This window comes from Duganella sp. Dugasp78 (genome assembly GCF_059491455.1).
Map to the genome: position 1 here is coordinate 307,715 of NZ_CP168506.1, position 16,510 is coordinate 324,224.

Here is a 16,510-nt window from a genome sequence, read left to right on the forward strand (position 1 = left end):
GTATCACAATTCGAATAACACTAAAATGTCCAAACTGACGCCCATCGCGACCGCAGCTGCCATCCTGGCGCTGAGCGTCTCGATGACCGCTCAGGCTCAACAGGCCGCGGCAGAAAAAGAGCCTGAAGTCGTCGTCGTGAGCGGCATCCGCGGCTCGCTGCAACAATCGCTGTCGGTCAAGCGCAACGCGTCGAGCAACGTCGACGTGATCACCGCCGAAGACGTCGGCAAGATGCCGGACAAGAACGTCGCCGACTCGCTGCAGCGCATCCCAGGCGTGAACATCTCCACCTCGGGCGCCGGTTCGGGCGGCTTCGACGAAAACGACCGCGTTTCGATGCGCGGCACCGCCCCTTCGCTGACCCAGACCCTGATCAACGGCCACGCCGTCTCGTCGGGCGACTGGTTCGTGCTGGACCAGGTGGGCGGCGCCGTCGGCCGTTCCGCTTCGTACTCGCTGCTGCCGTCGGAAATCGTCGGCCAGGTGGTGGTCTACAAGGCGCCGACCGCCGACCAGATCGAAGGCGGTTCGAGCGGCTCGATCGACATCCGCACCCGTCACCCGCTGGACTTCAAGCAGCCGATCGCGATGGAGGCGACCGTGCAGGCGGTGTACGCCACGCTGCCAGAAAAAACCGATCCGCAAGTGAGCGCGCTGTTCAACTGGAAAAACGAAGCCGGCACGCTCGGCCTGATGGTGCAAGGCTTCTCGGAAAAACGCAGCCTGCGCCGCGACGGCCAGGAGCTGCTGCAGTGGACCCAGGTCGCACCGACCAACGCTGCCGTCAAGACCAATCCGGACCTGGCCAACGTCTGGTTCCCGCGCCTGATCGGCTCCTCGCTGTTCCAGCAGGAGCGCAAGCGCAAGGGCGGCCTGGTCGACCTGCAATTCAAGCCTAGCCGCGACCTGAGCCTGGAAGCGACCTACTTCCGTTCGAAGATGGACGCCTCCAACTTCAACACCAACTACATGACCGACATGAACGGTTCCGGCATGCTGGGTTCGGGCGTCGCGCCTGATCCGGGCTACGTGATCCGCAACGGCACGCTGGTGTCGGCATCGTTCGCCAACAAGGGCACGGCCGCCAAGCCGCTGCGCTACGGCATCGTCGACGACATCGTCCGCGAAGGCGCCTACGCGCAGACCGAATTCTTCGACCTGGACGGCAAATGGCGCGCCACCGACAAGCTGGTGTTCACCGCCAAGGCCGGCGCCACCAAGGGCAAGGGCGTGACCCCGAGCCAGGGCGTGTTCGAGGGCGACGTCAACAACTCCGGCGCCAGCTACCAGTTGAATGGCCTGGGCAGCCCGGCCAACGTCAAGTTCCCCGCCATCGACGTCTCCAAGTTCACCGGCACCCCGCTGGACTGGGTGTTCGGCGTCTCGCCGGCCACCACCGACGACAAGGAAAGCTATGGCCAGATCGACGCGGCCTTCGCGCTGGACAGCGGCGTGTTCCGCGAAATCAAATTCGGCGTGCGCGGCTCGCACCACACCCGCTCCAACTTCGAAGTGGCGCAGGGTCCTAACTGGTCCAACACCGACGTCGGCGGCAACACCACCAACCCGGCATGGAACGGCACCACCTATCCTGGCAACTTCGGCAAGGACCTGGGCGGCGACTTCCCTAAAAACGTCTGGCTGCTGGACCCTGCGATCCTGAACGCATGGGGCGACCTGCACTCGAACCGCGACGTCTCGCGCACCTACTACCAGGACATGTTCGACCTGAAGGAAAACACCAAGGCGATCTACGTCCAGGGCGAGATGGAAGGCGAAGGCTGGAACGGCAACGTCGGCCTGCGCATCGTGCGCACCGAAGGCACCTCGAACGGCTACCAGATCCTGCCGAACCAGCCAAGCGGCGAAACGCTGCCGGCGTATCCATGGGGCGGTTTCGTCAAGAAGACCGCGATCGACAACAACAGCACCATCCCGCTGCCTAGCCTGAACCTGAAGTTCGACCTGCGTTCGGACCTGGTGGCCCGTATCGGCCTGTCGCGCACCATGACCCGTCCGGACTACGGCGCCTTGGGCGGCGCCGTGATCCTGACCGACGAAACCCACACCGGCAACGGCGGCAACTCGGCGCTGAAACCGGTCAAGTCGAACAACCTGGACGCCAGCCTGCAATGGTACTTTGCACCGCGCGCCCTGCTGTCGGCCGGCGTGTTCTTCATGGACCTGCATGACTACGTCGGCTACGGCACCAGCACCGGCACCTTCATCGACACCCGCGCTTCGCAGGAACAGAAGAAGCCAGTGTTCGCGACCTACAGCATCACCTCGCCGATCAACGTCGGCGCCAAGGTCAAGGGCATGGAACTGGCGGCACAGGTACCGGTCGGCATGGGCTACGGCTTCGACGCCAACGCCACCTTCGCCGACTCGCACCTGGACTTCGGCGCCTGCCCGGCGATGCAGACCGCCACCTCCGGCGATCCATGCGACATGCTGGGCGCTTCGAAGACCACGGCCAACGCCGGCGTGTACTACGAAAACGACAAGTTCAACGTCCGTCTGAGCTACGCATGGCGCTCGTCGTTCCTGGCAGCCCAGGACCGCGGCACCCCGCTGTACCAGGACGCATCGGGCACCCTGTCTGCCTCGTTCAACTACAACATCAGCAAGAACATCGTGCTGACGCTCAGTGGCCAGAACCTGAACAACCCGATCCTGAAGAACTACATCTTCAACAAGGATCAACCGGCACGCTTCTATGCCAACGGCGCGCAGTACTACGCTGGCCTGCATATCAAGTATTAATCCGTAACCGCTTCATTGTGTAGTCTGTTCCCGCCACGGCTTCCCCGGCCCTGGCGGGTTTTTTTATGCCATCATACGATCATGAACCAGATCATCGAATACCAGGACCTCGACCCGGCGCGCTTTGACCAAGAGATCGCCGGCAGCTACCGGCCCGCCATCCTGCGCGGCTTCGTGCGTCACTGGCCGGCCGTGCACAAAGCGCGGCAGGCGCCGGAAGCGCTGTGCCAGTACCTGATGGGGTTCGACAGCGGACACGAGGTCGACGCCGTCATGACGCCGCCGGACCAGCGCGGCCGGCTGTTCTACAAGCCGGATATGGAGGGCTTCAACTTCGTCCGCAACAAGGTGCCGGTATCGAGGGTGATCGAACAGCTGGCGCGCTACTCGCAGTTCGAGGCGCCGCCCTCGGTGGCGATCCAGAGTGCGCTGATCGACGACTGCCTGCCGCAATTCGCGCTGCACAACGTAGCGCCCGCGCTGCCGCCGTCGGTGCGGCCGCGCATCTGGCTGGGCAACACCATCACCACGCCGGCGCACTTTGATGAATCGTACAACCTGGCCTGCGTGGTCAGCGGCGAGCGGCGCTTCACGCTGTTCCCGCCCGAGCAGGTCGGCAACCTGTATATCGGCCCGCTGGATTTCGCGCCGACGCCGACGCCGATCAGCATGGTCAATTTCTGCGATCCGGATTACGCGCGGCACCCGCGCTTCCGGCAGGCGCTGGAAGCGGCGCAGGTGGCCGACCTGCTGCCGGGCGACGCGTTGTTCATCCCGTCGCTGTGGTGGCATCACGTGCAGTCCAACGGCATCCTGAACATGATGGTGAACTACTGGTGGAAAAATGAGGAGCCAGCGCCGGATGCCGGCACCACCTTCGAGGCGCTGGTGGCCACGCTGCAAAGCATGAAGCACCAGCCGCCGGCACTGCGCGCGGCCTGGGGCGCTATCTTCCGGCACTACGTGTTCGATCCGGCGCAAGACCCGTCCGCGCACATCCCCGAGCACAAGCAAGGCGTGCTGCAAAACGCCCGTCCACAGCAACCAAAATCCTGACTTACAACGTCGGCAGGATCTTGAAGTCGCCGTCCATGTCCGTCTGCGCCGCCATATCTTCGACGCCGACATGCGTCACCTTGGAGGCAGGCGGCCCGCGCCTGGCCCAGGTCACGATGGCCTCAATGGCGTGCGCCTCGCCCTCCACCGCAGCCTCCACCGAACCATCACGCCGATTGCGCACCCAGCCGGCCAAGCCCAGCGCCCTCGCCTGCTCCGCAAACGAAGCGCGATAGCCGACACCCTGCACCCGGCCTTCTATCATCAGTCGTATCACAGCACCTCCAAAATGGTGGGGGTCAAGTCTGACATTCGGACACGGCCTCTGCCGTAGCGGCCGCTACGGCAGAGGCCGTGTCCGAATGTCAGACTTGACCCCAATAGCCTAATACCCGATCAGACCGCATCCTCGACAGGAAAGCCATAATCCGGCTGCGCGTTATCTGGCATCCAGGGCCAGTTGGAGCGCTTGGGGATGGCGCGCCTGGCGGCGGCGAACTCCTCTTCGGTGAGGAATATACCAAAGAGATCATTGCCGCCGTAGAGCGCGTAGAAGCGGTGGGAGGAATTGCCTAGCCTGGCATTCACGATTTGGAAGAAGGCACAGGTAGCGCGTTCCCAGCCATCTTTGTTCTGTACGCCATCGATCACTTCCCAGATGACATATCGCTGCTCACCGGCATATACCGAGTACCCCAATCCCTCGTTGTCCATGACTTCCGTGACTTCAAGCGGTGATGGCGAGTACGGTTCGATTCGCGCTGACAATTCTTTGTACGCTGTCAGGATGCCCTGTTCCGCCAGATTTTCAGCGTCCAGAATGACGACCTGTTCGTAGTCTAACGGGTCAGCACTCACGGGAGAGTCGCCATATCCAAGCAGCGACTTGAGACGATCGATGAAGCGCGCCATGGCATCCTTTGATTGTGCGTTGAACCAAGTGTTCACGAGGATATCACTGACGTCACCGCAACAGCGGGACGCCAGCACGCATTCGAGTTATTTGGCAGCCGCCGCAGATACGGCAGCTTTCGCCTTGGCCTCGTCGCCCGCCATCACCACCGTCAGCTTGGCCGGATCGATGGCCTTTCGGAAGGCGGCGTTGACCTGCGCCAGCGTGGCCGCCTTCAGCTTGTCCTCATACTCCTTGCTCCAGCTGTAGGTGCGGTTCATGTACAGGTTGCGCGTCCAGCCGGCGGCCAGCACGTTGTCCTTGGAGCGGTTCTGCACCCGCTGCTGCAGCAAGCCCGATTTGGCGCCCGCCAGTTCGGCCGCGGTGAAGCCGTCCTTCACCGCCCGCTCCAGCTCCTGCCGGATCGCCGCCTCCAGCTTCTTCAGGTTCTGCGGCGCGGCAATGGCGTCGATGCCGAAGCTGCCGGCGCGGTCGATCTCGCCCGGCTGCAGGCCCGAGCCGCCGCCATAGGACAAGCCATCCTTCTGGCGGATGCGGTCCATCAGGCGCGATTTCAAGCCACCCTCGCCGAAGATGTAGTTCGCCAGATCCAGCAGGGGATAATCAGGATCATTGACGTTCAGGTCCAGGTTCAGGCGCGCGGTGTAGAACCCGTTTTCCTTGTCCGGCGCATTGATCATCTTGTGCAGCGGCGCCTTGTCCTCGTTGGTCGACTTGATCGGCGCATAAGCGACCTTGCTGTCCCAGCCGCCGAAACTGTCGGCGATGGTCTTGCTGATCGCAGCCTTGTCGAAATCGCCGACGATGGCCAGCTCGCCGTGATTGGCGCCGTAGTAGTCGCGATGGAAGGCGATCACGTCCTCCAGCTTGAGCGCCTTCACCGCCGCCAGCTGCTCATCGACCGTCATCGGCGCGCGCACATCGCCCTTCGGATAGTGGTTGAAATACAGGTCCACCTCCGTGCGCGCCAGCGATTGCGGCTCGTTGCGCGAGGCCTCGATCCCCACCAGCCATTGCTGGCGCATCTGCTCGAACTCCGCCGCCGGGAAGCTGGCCTCCTTCAGCACGTGCGCGACCAGCCGCAAGGCCGCGTCCAGGTTCGGTCCCGTGGTATCGAAGCGATACAGGCTGCCGCTGATCTTCAACTTGGCGAAGGCGTCGGCCAGCTGCTCACGGCTGTACTTGCTGGTGCCGCGCATCAGCATCTCGTTGGCCGCGTTCGAGACGATCGCGGTGTTGAACAGGTTTTTCTCGTCGCCCCAATGCAGCTGCAGGTCCACCGACACCGCCTCGCCGCGATTCTTCTTGCTCAACAGCGCGACCTTCAAGCCGCCGATGGTCTTGAGCTCCGTGCGCGCGTTGATGTTGTCCTGGCTGGGATCGAACACCTCCGACGTCAGCACGCTGTCCTTGCCCTTGAAGTCCTTCATCACCTCCGCCACCGATGGCGCGGGCGGGATCTCGGCGCGCTGCGGCGCATCCTCCGGCACGAAGCTGCCGACCACGCGGTTGTCGCGCTTCAGATAGCGCCCCGCCGCCGCGGCCACCTGCTCCGGCGTGATGGTGGGCAGCTTGTCGCGGCCCTCGAACAGCAGGCGCCAGTCGCCCAGCGCGATCTCCTCGGACAGGCTCACGCCCACCCGCTGCGGATCGTTGAGCGACTTCTCGATCCCGTTGGCGAAGTTGCGCCGCGCACGCTCCATCTCTTCCGCCGTCGGCGGCGTCGCGGCGAAGCCCTCCACCGTCGCGATCAGCGCATCGCGCACCGGCTCCAGCGGCTGGCCCGCCTTCACCACCGCGCCGATGATCTGCAAGCCCGGCGCATAGCCGGTCTGGCCAAAGCTGAACACCTGCGCCGCCTTGCCGCTCTCCACCAGCGCCTTGTGCAGGCGGCCGGTCGGCGTATCGCCCAGGATCTCGGACATGAAACTGAGCGCGTCGCTATCCTGCTGCAAGGCCGACGGAATCTTGTAGCCCAGCGCGATCACCTGCATGTCGCCCTTGCGGCGCACCACGAAGCTGCGCTCGCCGTCCTGCGTCGGCTCGACCGTCCAGAACGGCGGCAGGCTGCGCTTGGGTTTCGGGATCGCGCCGAACGATTTGCTGATCCACGCCAGCGTCTGCGAGGGATCGAATTTGCCGGCCACCAGCAGCACCGCGTTGTCCGGCTGGTAGTAGGTGCGATAGAAGGCCTGCAGATTCTCGATGCGCACATTCTCGATGTCGCTGCGGTTGCCGATGGTGGAACGGCCATACGCATGCCAGTCATAGGCCACGCTCTGCATACGCTTGAGCAGCACCGAGAAGGGATCGTTCTCGCCGCTCTCGTACTCGTTGCGCACCACCGTCATTTCGGAATCGAGATCCTTGCGGGCGATGAAGGAGTGCACCATGCGGTCGGCCTCCATGTCCAGCGCCCACTTCAGGTTATCCTGGCCGGCCTGGAACACCTCGTAGTAGTTGGTGCGGTCGTAGGAAGTGGTGCCGTTGAATTCCATGCCGCGGTTGGCGAATTCCTGCGGGATGCTGCGGTTCTTCGGCGCGCCCTTGAACATCATGTGCTCCAGCAGGTGGGCCATGCCGGTCTCGCCGTAGTTTTCGTGCCGCGAGCCGACCAGGTAGGTGACGTTGACCGTCACCGTCGGCTTGGACGCGTCGGGGAACAGCAGCACCTTCAAGCCGTTCGGCAGCCGGTACTCGCTGATGCCCTCGACCGACGGTCCCTTGACCACGCCGGCCGGCAAGGCCTGCGCCCACGCGCTGCCGGTGGCGACAAAGGACAAGCCGCACAGCAGCAAGCTGGCGGCGGCGACGTGTTTCAAACGGCTGTTGTTCATGGTCTCTCGCGAAAAAAACTGAAGAACAGGCAGCATACGCCCTACCCCGCCCCCGTGGGTAGACGCTTAAGCAAATTTTAATGGGGGGGACCAACCCCGCACGCGACCAGCGAGACGCCAGCGTCACCGCTTAGGGGTCTGACCCCGCGGGGTCAGACCCCGCATGGGGGTGCGGGGTAAAACTCAGGCCTTTTCAGGCAGGATGCAAGCATCGACCATCTGCAGGTCGTTATCCTTGGCGAAGGAGATGACGAAGTGATAGGCCAGCGGTTCGAGCTGGCGCAGCTTGCCGTTGACCACCACCGACTTAACGCCATTGATGACGGTCGGCGTGACATACGGCGAGAACTGCAGATGGGAGTCGCGGCCGCCGCCATAGCCTTCCGGCTTAAAGCAGGACATCACGCCGCACAGGCGCTCGGCCCAGTCGCTGGGACGGAACTGCCTGCCATTGCTGGTCTGGCCGAGGATGAAGAACGAATCCTGCTGTTCTGACGGTTTTTGCGCTGACTCTGCCATAGGCGGCTGCTTCTGAGTAGGTACTTGTTGGTAACAAGAATGCGTGGAAGACCCCGACGAGTGGGTCGGGCGGATATCATTCTGTAAGATTCTTACGTATTATATCTTATAGAAGACCTGAATACGTAAGTCATTGATTTCAATCCACATTCCAACGCGATTAACCACTTTGGTGCAGAATAATCATCATTCCGCACCACAGCAATGCCGCTATTGTACCTGCTTAGGGAGTCGCCCCGAGCCAGACCGCGCCCGACAACAGCAATAACAACATCATCCACAGCAGCAAGGCGCGCCACACCAGGCCCACCGTGCTTTGCAGCGCGCGCACGCTCGGCTCCTCGCCCGGCAGCATGTCCGGCTCCTCGTCGCCGCTGTCCACGGTGGCGGCGTCGGCCGGCAGCACCTTGGGAGCGTTTTCCGCCGGCGAGCCCAGGCGCACGCCCATGGCGCCGCCGCCGGCCGACAGGATGATGCCGATCGCCTCGTCCGCCCAGCGGTGGGCGAAGTTGCGCCAGGCGTAGATCGCATCCTCGAAGTTGCCGACCACGGCGAAGGCCACGGCCGTCAGGCGCACCGGTATCCAGTCGATCCAGTAGAAGGCGCGCGCGGCGAACTGGCCGAAGGCCTCGTTGCGCATGTGCTCAGGCTCGTTCCAGGCGCGCGCCAGGTGTTCGGCCACGCGGTACATCACGGCGCAGGCAGGGCCCAGCGGCATCAGGAACCAGAAGAACACGCCGAACACGTTGCGGTGGGTGGTGATCAGCGACTTCTCGACGGCCAGGCGGGCGATCTCGGACGCCTCCATGCCCACCGTGTCCTGCCGCGTCCATTCGGCCAGCAGCGCGCGCGCCGCGGCCTCGTCGCCGGCGCTAAGGGCCAGCTGGATCGAGGTGAAATAGTGGCTGTAGTGGCGGAAGCCCAGCGTCAGGTAGACGATCAGCACGTTCCAGGCGAAGGCCGCCAGGAACCAGTTGTAGTGCTTCAGCACCCAGTAGATCAGCGCGGTCGGCACCATCAGCATGGCCATCATCAGGAACCAGCCCATGCGGCCGTGGGTCGAATCGCCGGCGTTAAACCAGATCTCCATCCGCAACGCCAGGCGCTTGATTTCGGCGTAGATCGGATTGTCTGCGCGCAGCGGCTTCATTTGCTCGATCAGCAGCGCGCATAGAATGGAAAGAAAAGTCATTAAGAATCCTTTGAGTCGGCAATGCCTCGATGCCCGCTACGATAGCCTAAGTGTGACTATGCGCGCAAGAAATGGAACAGGTTGCGCAGCATGCCGGCTGTCGCGCCCCAGATGTAATAGTCGCCATACGGCATGGCGTAGAAGCTGCGCCGCCCACCCGGCAATTGCACCGACAGGCGCTGGTGGTTTAGGCCATCCATCAGGAAGGCCAGCGGCACCTCGAAGATTTCCGCCACCTCGGACGGATCGGCGGTCAGCTCGAACGGCGGCGCGATCAGGCCCACCACTGGCGTGACGCAATAACCGGTGCCGGTGAGATACTTGGGCAAGGTGCCCAGCACATCGACGTGGCGGCGCGCCAGGCCGATCTCCTCCTCCGACTCGCGCAACGCCGTGTCGACCGCGTCGCTGTCGTAGTCCTCGGCGCGACCGCCTGGGAAGCTGATCTGGCCGCCGTGGTCGGTCAGGTGCGCGGTGCGCTGGGTCAGCAGGATGGTCAGGCCGCCCTCGCGCGGCACCAGCGGGATCAGCACCGAGGCCGGCGTCGGCGTCGGCCGCTGCGACAGGCTGCCCAGCGATTCCTCGGCGCCCTCGGGCGTCCAGGCCGGCTGCTCGATGAAGCGGCCGCGCAGCCACGCGGGCGTCAGGCGCTCCGGCGCGACGGCGGGCTCGCCGGCGATGGCGTCCACGGGAAGTTGTTGCGGGTCGAACAGCGGTTTGGCCAAAGTCACCTCCAGAAGATCCCCCGAACCGAGGCGGGGTCGGACCCCGTACGGGGTCCGACCCCTGGGCCGCATTGCGGGGTAAAAAAAAGGGCGCCACCGGCGCCCCTTCTATCCAAACACAAACGCAGCTATTAAGCGGCGGTTGCTTTCGCCACTGGGCGACGGTTTGGCAGTTTTTCCTTGATACGTGCCGATTTACCGGAACGATCACGCAGGTAGTACAGTTTAGCGCGACGTACGTCACCGCGGCGTTTCACTTCGATCGAAGCGATCAGCGGGGAGTACAGCTGGAAGGTACGCTCGACGCCTTCGCCGGACGAGATCTTACGAACGATGAAGTTCGAGTTCAGGCCACGGTTACGACGGGAGATGACCACGCCTTCGTATGCCTGGGCGCGCTTGCGGGTGCCTTCGACTACGTTAACGTTGACGATCACGGTATCGCCAGGTGCAAAGTCAGGGATGCTTTTGCCCAGGCGAGCGATTTCTTCTTGCTCGAGTTGTTGAATCAGATTCATTTTTATGACTCCATAAACCATCATGCTGGCGCGCTATGAGCCGAAGCTCGTTGCCCAGTAGAGGATGGGGTTAAAACACGCGGGCGACATGCCCGCTAGCTACAACAACAGGTTTACAAACCTGCCAAAAACTTTTCATCAAGCTTGGTGAGCAGCCCTGCCTCACGTGCCTTGACCAGCAAATCCGGGCGCTTGCGCGCGGTCGCTTCCAGCATGCGCTGGCGGCGCCATTTCTCGATCTCGGCGTGGTTGCCGCCCATCAGCACCGGCGGCACACCCACACCTTCATACGTTTCCGGCCGCGTGTAATGCGGCGAATCCAGCAGGCCGTTGACGAAGCTGTCCTCGATCGCCGACGCATCCGTGTTCAGCACGCCGGGAATCTGGCGGATCACGGCATCCATCAAGGCCATCGCCGGCAGCTCGCCGCCGGACAGCACGAAATCGCCGAGGCTGATTTCCTCGTCGATGCAGCGGTCCAGCAGACGCTGGTCCACGGCTTCGTAGCGGCCGCACAGGATCACCAGACCGGGCTCCTGCTTCAGCTGCATCACGCGCTCGTGCGTCAACTGCTTGCCCTGGGGCGACATGAACACCACGCGGGGCGTCGGCAGACCGGCGTCGGTCTGGCGCTGCTTCGCCGCGTTGAGCGTCGCTTCCAGGGGTTTGGCCAGCATCACCATGCCGGGGCCGCCGCCATAGGGGCGGTCATCCACGGTGCGGTGATTGTCGGTCGTGAAATCACGCGGATTCCACAACGACAGGCCACATTTATTCTGTTCAAACGCGCGCCGGGTGACACCCGACTGCGTCAGTGCGGCGAACATTTCAGGGAACAGGGTCACGACATCGAATTGCATGGCGGGCCGCCCTTATGTTCTTTAGTAATCAAGGCCCCAGTCGACAGTGATCTTCTTTGCGGCCTTGTCTACCTTGATGACAAACGCGTCCACAAATGGAATCAGGCGCTCCTGCGCCGTAACCTCGGGATCTGCATCCGGCGTCGCGGCTGGCTGTATGCGCAAGATCGACTGCGGACCATTGCTCATCATGTCAGTCACCGTACCGAGGTGCTCACCTTGCAAATTCTCTACATCCAGACCGATCAACTCGGCCCAGTAAAACTCGTCGTCGGACAAGGCCGGGAAACGACTGCGCGGAACCGAAACAGCCGCGCCCTTCAGCGCTTCTGCGACGTCCCGATCGGTCACTCCCGCCAGCTGTGCAACCACGTCGCCGCCATGCAGCTTGCACTGCTTGACTTCGACATCGCGCAAGCCTGGCTTGTCGATCCACCAGGTTTTTACCGACAGGAGTGCATCCGCATCTTCCGAGAAAGGACGTATCCTCACCCAGCCAGCAACGCCGTAAGCACCGAAGACAAAGCCTACCTGTGCCAGATCGTCGGGGACTTGCACCCCGGATGCATTCTTATCGGTCAAACCAGCAACCAGACTTAAGCAGCTTTGTTCGAAGCTACCAGGCGAGCCACGGTAGGCGACAGTTGTGCGCCAACCGATTGCCAGTGAGCCAGACGGTCAGCGGTGATGCGCAGTGGCACTTCGCCACCGGATGCCATCGGGTTGTAGAAACCGATGCGCTCGATGAAACGGCCATCGCGACGATTGCGCGAGTCGGTTGCAACGATGTTGAAGAACGGACGCTTCTTGGCGCCTCCACGAGCTAAACGAATAACGACCATAATATTTCCAAAAAGTGTGCTAGGACGGAAAAAGCCGCAAATTATAGCGCGCTTTGCCGCGAAGCAGCAAGCGTTAATGAAATAATCGGGCAGATTGGGGTAATCGAAGATTATCCCCTGAACCGGCGTGCGGGGCAATAGCCTCGTCCATAAAAAAGCTCCGCCGGGGGCCGTATTATGACCGATACTGCATGTTTTCCGTCCACTGTCCGACAACTATGACTGTTTTGCACCACACATCGCACAAAAACAAGACCTTCGCCGCCCTGCTGGCCTTCCTGGTCGGCGGCCTGGGCCTGCAGCGGCTGTACTTGCGCGGCCCGCGCGACCCGTGGCTGTGGGCCCACCTGGCGGCGCTGCCGGCGTCCGCCGCCATCGCCGCCGCCTGGCCGGACGCCGACGGCTTCTACAAGCTGCTGCCCATCATGGTCTCCGGCCTGGCCGGCTTCCTGGAGGCGTTGGTGCTGGGCCTGATGTCGGACGAAAAATGGGATGCCCGCTTCAACCCCGGCTCCGGCAAGCAGTCGGACACCCACTGGCCGCTGGCCGTGGTGCTGGTGGCCAGCATGATGGTGGGCGCGGGCAGCCTGATCGCCACGATCTCCCGCTTATTTGACTTGTTGTACACTGGCGGTTCCTACGGTTAATAAATAAGGAGAAAAAGCATGAACCGTTCTATTCTGGCAGCACTGATGCTGGCCGGCCTGGCCTCGTCGGCCCAGGCGCAAACACCCAAAGAGCAATTCAACGCAGAATCCAAGCGCATCGCCGCCCGCTACGCGGAAGACAAGAAGCTGTGCGCGGAAGAAAGCAACTCGGCCGCCCGCATGCAATGCACGCGCGACGCCAAATCCGAATACGACAAATCGCTGGCGCTGGCCAAGGCCCAGCTCAAAGCCAGCCCAGCCAAGCCGGGCAGCTGCATGGAATGCGGCAAGGTCACCTCGGTGGTGGTCAGCGAGAAGGAAGGCGAAGGCAGCGCGCTAGGCGTGATCGCCGGCGGCGTAGCAGGCGCCCTGCTGGGCAACCAGGTCGGCAGCGGCCACGGCCGCGAACTGGCCACCGTGGCCGGCGCGGCGGGCGGCGCCTACGCCGGCAAGAAGATCGAGGAAAAGGCCAAGTCCACCAAGCAGTGGACCGTGCATGTGCGGTACGACGACGGCAAGCAGGTCAGCTTCAACTTCGACCACGATCCGCGCATGATGAGCGGCGACCGGGTCCGCAACGACAACGGCAACCTGGTCCGCAACTAGACAAAATAAAAACAGCCTCAGGGCTGTTTTTTTTCGCCCCTCGCCACAACATCTTGCTCATTCGACCACTACTGGAGATCCCGTGCACCCACCCGCCTTCCCCGTCCAATGGCAGCCGCTGGTAGACCAGGCCGCCACCGCCCTGCGCACGCTGGCGCTCGACGAGAGCGCCAAGGAAAAATTCTGCAACGATCCGCTGCTGCGCCCCTACATGCACAAGGTGTCGCAGCGCTACGTGGCCGGCCAGACCGTGGCCGAGGCCTTGCAACGTGTCGAGCACATCATTACCCAGGGCCATGCGGCCTCGGTCGAGTACATGGGCGAGAGCGTGCGCGACGAAGGCTTCGCGATGGCCGAGACCGAGGTGTTCATGGAGCTGACGCGCGCCATCGGCCAGCGCAACCTGAACTGCTCGGTCTCGTTCGACCTGTCGCACGTGGGCCTGACGGTGGACAGGGAACTGGGTTTCCGCAACGCCCGCCGCATTGCGCTGGCGGCGGCCGAGATCAACCGTGAAGTGATGATCTCGATGGAAGGCAGCGACCGCGCCGACGACATCTACGCCATCTACGCGCGTCTGCACAAGGAGGAAGGCTTGCACAACGTCGGCATCACGGTGCCGGCCAAGCGCCACCGCACGGCGCAGGACCTGCCGGCGCTGATGAAGATCCCCGGCCGTATCCACCTGGTGAAAGGCGCCTTCCTGGAGCCGGAGGACGTCTCGCATCACCGCAACAGCCCGGAGCTGGCCGCGGCCTACCGCCGCTACGCACAGGAGCTGCTGCTGAGCGGCCACAAGTGTTCGATCGCCACGCACGACCGCGGCATCCAGCAAGACGTCAGCGCGCTGATCCTGAAAGAGCGCATCGACCCGCGCTGGTTCGAATTCGAATCGCTGATCGGTTTGGGCACCGAGCAGATCGCCGAGCTGCAAGCGCGCGGCTTCCCCACGCGCGAGTACGCCGTCTTTGGCGAGGAACACTTCCTGTATGTGCTCAACCGCATCGCCGAAGAGCCGGTGCGCGTGTATCAGGCCATCATCGATGTGATGGAGCCAGATCAGGCCGCGATGTCCACATAAGCGAAAATGGGGTCAAGTCTGACATTCGGACACGAGCTCTACTCTAAGCAGTCACTTAGAGTAGAGCTCGTGTCCGAATGTCAGACTTGACCCCGGCGTTCCGGCGTTTTAGGACGCGTTTAGAACTGGTCTTCGCTCAAGGCCAGCACGCCGGCGCTGCCGTCGATGATGGCGATGCGCAGGCTCGACGCTTGCGACAGGATGTGGTCGGCGAAGAAGCGCGCGGTGGCGATCTTGGCTTTGTAGAAGCTGGCGTCGCCCTCGTTGGCATCCAGCTTCTGCTGCGCCACCAGGGCCGCGCGCGCCATCTGCCAGCCGCCCAGCACCAGGCCGGCCAGCTTCAGGTACAGCACACTGCCGGAGAACACACCCTTGATATCGCTCTTCATGTTGGCGACCACGTAGTCCACCACCGCTTCCAGGTCCTTGCTGCCGGACGAAAGCTGCGCCAGGATGGCCTTGAAATCAACGTTATCCACGCCGGCCAGCTGCGCCTCGGTCGCGCGCACCTGGGCGATGATGCTCTTCGCCACGGCGCCGCCGTCACGCACGGTCTTGCGGCCGACCAGGTCGTTGGCCTGGATCGCGGTCGTGCCTTCGTAGATCGTCAGGATCTTCGCATCGCGGTAGTGCTGCGCCGCGCCGGTCTCTTCGATGAAGCCCATGCCGCCGTGCACCTGCACGCCGTCGCGGGTCACGTCCTGCGACATCTCGGTCGACCAGCCCTTGATCACCGGCACCAGGTACTCGTACACCGCCAGGTTGGCCTTGCGCACTTCGGCGTCGGCGTGGCTGTGCGCCACGTCGCTGATGCCGGCGCCGACGTAGGCCAGCGCACGCGCCGCTTCCGTCTGCGAACGCATGGACATCAGCATGCGGCGCACGTCCGGATGATGAATGATCGAAACCGGGCCCGCCGAACCGGCCAGGTCGCGCGACTGCACGCGGTCCTTGGCGAAGGCCACAGCCTTCTGGTAAGCGCGCTCGGCCAGGCCGATGCCCTGCAGGCCGACGCCGAAGCGGGCCGCGTTCATCATGATGAACATGTATTCCAGGCCGCGGTTCTCTTCGCCCACCAGCGTGCCGATGGCGCCGCCGTGGTCGCCGAATTGCAGCACGGCGGTCGGGCTGGCCTTGATGCCCAGCTTGTGCTCGATCGACACGCAATGCGCATCGTTGCGCGCGCCCAGCGAGCCGTCGGCGTTGACCAGGAACTTCGGCACGATGAACAGCGAAATCCCCTTCACGCCCGCAGGCGCATCCGGCGTGCGCGCCAGCACCAGGTGCACGATGTTCTCGGTGAAGTCGTGCTCGCCGTAGGTGATGAAGATCTTGGTGCCGAACACTTTATACGTGCCGTCGTCCTGCGGCACGGCGCGGGTGCGCACGGCGGCCAGGTCGGAGCCGGCTTGCGGCTCGGTCAGGTTCATGGTGCCGGTCCATTTGCCCGACACCAGGTTTTCCAGGTAGATGGCTTTTTGCGCGTCGCTGCCGGCGGTCAGCAGCGCTTCGATCGCGCCGTCCGACAGCAGCGCGCACAGCGCGAACGAGATGCTGCCGGCGTTGAGCATTTCAATGCACGGCGTCGCCAGCAGTTTGGGCAGACCCTGGCCGCCGAATTCCACCGGATGCTGCACACCTTGCCAGCCAGCCTCGGCAAACGCCTTGAAGGCGTCCTTGAAGCCCTTGGAGGTGGTGACCTGGCCGTCGTGCCAGAAGCTCGGCTCCTTGTCGCTGGGGTTGTTCAGCGGCGCGACCACGTTGGCGACGAACTTCGCGTTTTCCTCCAGCACGGCTTCGGCCGTGTCCGGAGTGGCGTCCTCATTGCCCGGCAGCGCGTTGACGCCGGCCAGGTCGGCCAGTTCGTTCATCACGAACAGCATGTCTTTCAGGGGTGCTTGATATGGCATCTCATGTCTCCAGATTCGCCGGCGTCGTTCCCGCGCA

At 63.2% G+C, this 16,510-nt stretch carries 16 protein-coding genes; 5 read left to right on the top strand and 11 right to left on the bottom strand.

The window, feature by feature from the left end; genetic code table 11:
• Positions 1 to 25 precede the first annotated feature (25 nt).
• Positions 26 to 2,767, top strand: a complete 2,742-nt coding sequence (locus tag ACEN9O_RS01410) for a TonB-dependent receptor (protein ID WP_495615884.1) — start codon at positions 26 to 28, stop codon at positions 2,765 to 2,767.
• 81 nt (positions 2,768 to 2,848) lie between these two features.
• Positions 2,849 to 3,823, top strand: coding sequence for a cupin-like domain-containing protein (locus ACEN9O_RS01415; RefSeq protein WP_495615885.1), 975 nt, complete (start codon positions 2,849 to 2,851; stop codon positions 3,821 to 3,823).
• Between the two features lies 1 nt (position 3,824).
• On the opposite strand, the gene ACEN9O_RS01420 is transcribed toward ACEN9O_RS01415, so the two are convergent.
• The 10 genes from ACEN9O_RS01420 to rpsP all read right to left on the bottom strand — a co-directional run bounded on the left by ACEN9O_RS01420 (position 3,825) and on the right by rpsP (position 12,229).
• Entirely contained in the window at positions 3,825 to 4,100 is a 276-nt protein-coding gene (locus tag ACEN9O_RS01420; RefSeq protein ID WP_495615886.1) for an acylphosphatase, read from the bottom strand.
• A 119-nt stretch (positions 4,101 to 4,219) separates the two neighbouring features.
• A complete protein-coding gene (locus tag ACEN9O_RS01425; RefSeq protein ID WP_495615887.1) occupies positions 4,220 to 4,771 on the bottom strand; it encodes a hypothetical protein in 552 nt (183 codons plus the stop codon).
• Between the two features lie 51 nt (positions 4,772 to 4,822).
• Positions 4,823 to 7,573 (bottom strand): M16 family metallopeptidase, encoded by a 2,751-nt coding sequence (locus tag ACEN9O_RS01430; protein ID WP_495615888.1) that lies wholly within the window; start codon positions 7,571 to 7,573, stop codon positions 4,823 to 4,825.
• 183 nt (positions 7,574 to 7,756) lie between these two features.
• Positions 7,757 to 8,092, bottom strand: a complete 336-nt coding sequence (locus tag ACEN9O_RS01435; RefSeq protein ID WP_495615889.1) for a DUF3579 domain-containing protein — start codon at positions 8,090 to 8,092, stop codon at positions 7,757 to 7,759.
• Positions 8,093 to 8,315: 223 nt separating this feature from the next.
• Entirely contained in the window at positions 8,316 to 9,284 is a 969-nt protein-coding gene (locus ACEN9O_RS01440) for a CobD/CbiB family protein (RefSeq protein WP_495615890.1), read from the bottom strand.
• Positions 9,285 to 9,340: 56 nt separating this feature from the next.
• Complete coding sequence (locus ACEN9O_RS01445) at positions 9,341 to 10,009, bottom strand: CoA pyrophosphatase (RefSeq protein WP_495615891.1); 669 nt, start codon at positions 10,007 to 10,009, stop codon at positions 9,341 to 9,343.
• Positions 10,010 to 10,140: 131 nt separating this feature from the next.
• Complete coding sequence (gene rplS, locus ACEN9O_RS01450) at positions 10,141 to 10,527, bottom strand: 50S ribosomal protein L19 (RefSeq protein WP_008446022.1); 387 nt, start codon at positions 10,525 to 10,527, stop codon at positions 10,141 to 10,143.
• A gap of 113 nt (positions 10,528 to 10,640) precedes the next feature.
• A complete protein-coding gene (gene trmD, locus ACEN9O_RS01455; RefSeq protein WP_495615892.1) occupies positions 10,641 to 11,387 on the bottom strand; it encodes a tRNA (guanosine(37)-N1)-methyltransferase TrmD in 747 nt (248 codons plus the stop codon).
• Positions 11,388 to 11,408: 21 nt separating this feature from the next.
• Positions 11,409 to 11,969 (bottom strand): ribosome maturation factor RimM, encoded by a 561-nt coding sequence (rimM, locus tag ACEN9O_RS01460; protein WP_495615893.1) that lies wholly within the window; start codon positions 11,967 to 11,969, stop codon positions 11,409 to 11,411.
• Between the two features lie 14 nt (positions 11,970 to 11,983).
• Entirely contained in the window at positions 11,984 to 12,229 is a 246-nt protein-coding gene (rpsP, locus tag ACEN9O_RS01465) for a 30S ribosomal protein S16 (RefSeq protein WP_008446017.1), read from the bottom strand.
• Positions 12,230 to 12,447: 218 nt separating this feature from the next.
• Between rpsP and ACEN9O_RS01470 the strand changes: the two genes are divergently transcribed.
• The 3 genes from ACEN9O_RS01470 (at position 12,448) to ACEN9O_RS01480 (ending at position 14,563) form a co-directional block, all read left to right on the top strand.
• On the top strand, positions 12,448 to 12,876 hold the full coding sequence (locus tag ACEN9O_RS01470) for a TM2 domain-containing protein (RefSeq protein ID WP_495615894.1): 429 nt from the start codon (positions 12,448 to 12,450) through the stop codon (positions 12,874 to 12,876).
• 18 nt (positions 12,877 to 12,894) lie between these two features.
• Complete coding sequence (locus ACEN9O_RS01475; protein WP_495615895.1) at positions 12,895 to 13,482, top strand: outer membrane lipoprotein; 588 nt, start codon at positions 12,895 to 12,897, stop codon at positions 13,480 to 13,482.
• An 82-nt stretch (positions 13,483 to 13,564) separates the two neighbouring features.
• The gene (locus ACEN9O_RS01480; RefSeq protein ID WP_495615896.1) at positions 13,565 to 14,563 is read left to right on the top strand and encodes a proline dehydrogenase family protein; all 999 of its coding nucleotides are present in this window, start codon (positions 13,565 to 13,567) and stop codon (positions 14,561 to 14,563) included.
• Positions 14,564 to 14,682: 119 nt separating this feature from the next.
• On the opposite strand, the gene ACEN9O_RS01485 is transcribed toward ACEN9O_RS01480, so the two are convergent.
• On the bottom strand, positions 14,683 to 16,473 hold the full coding sequence (locus tag ACEN9O_RS01485; RefSeq protein WP_495615897.1) for an acyl-CoA dehydrogenase: 1,791 nt from the start codon (positions 16,471 to 16,473) through the stop codon (positions 14,683 to 14,685).
• Between the last annotated feature and the right edge of the window lie 37 nt (positions 16,474 to 16,510).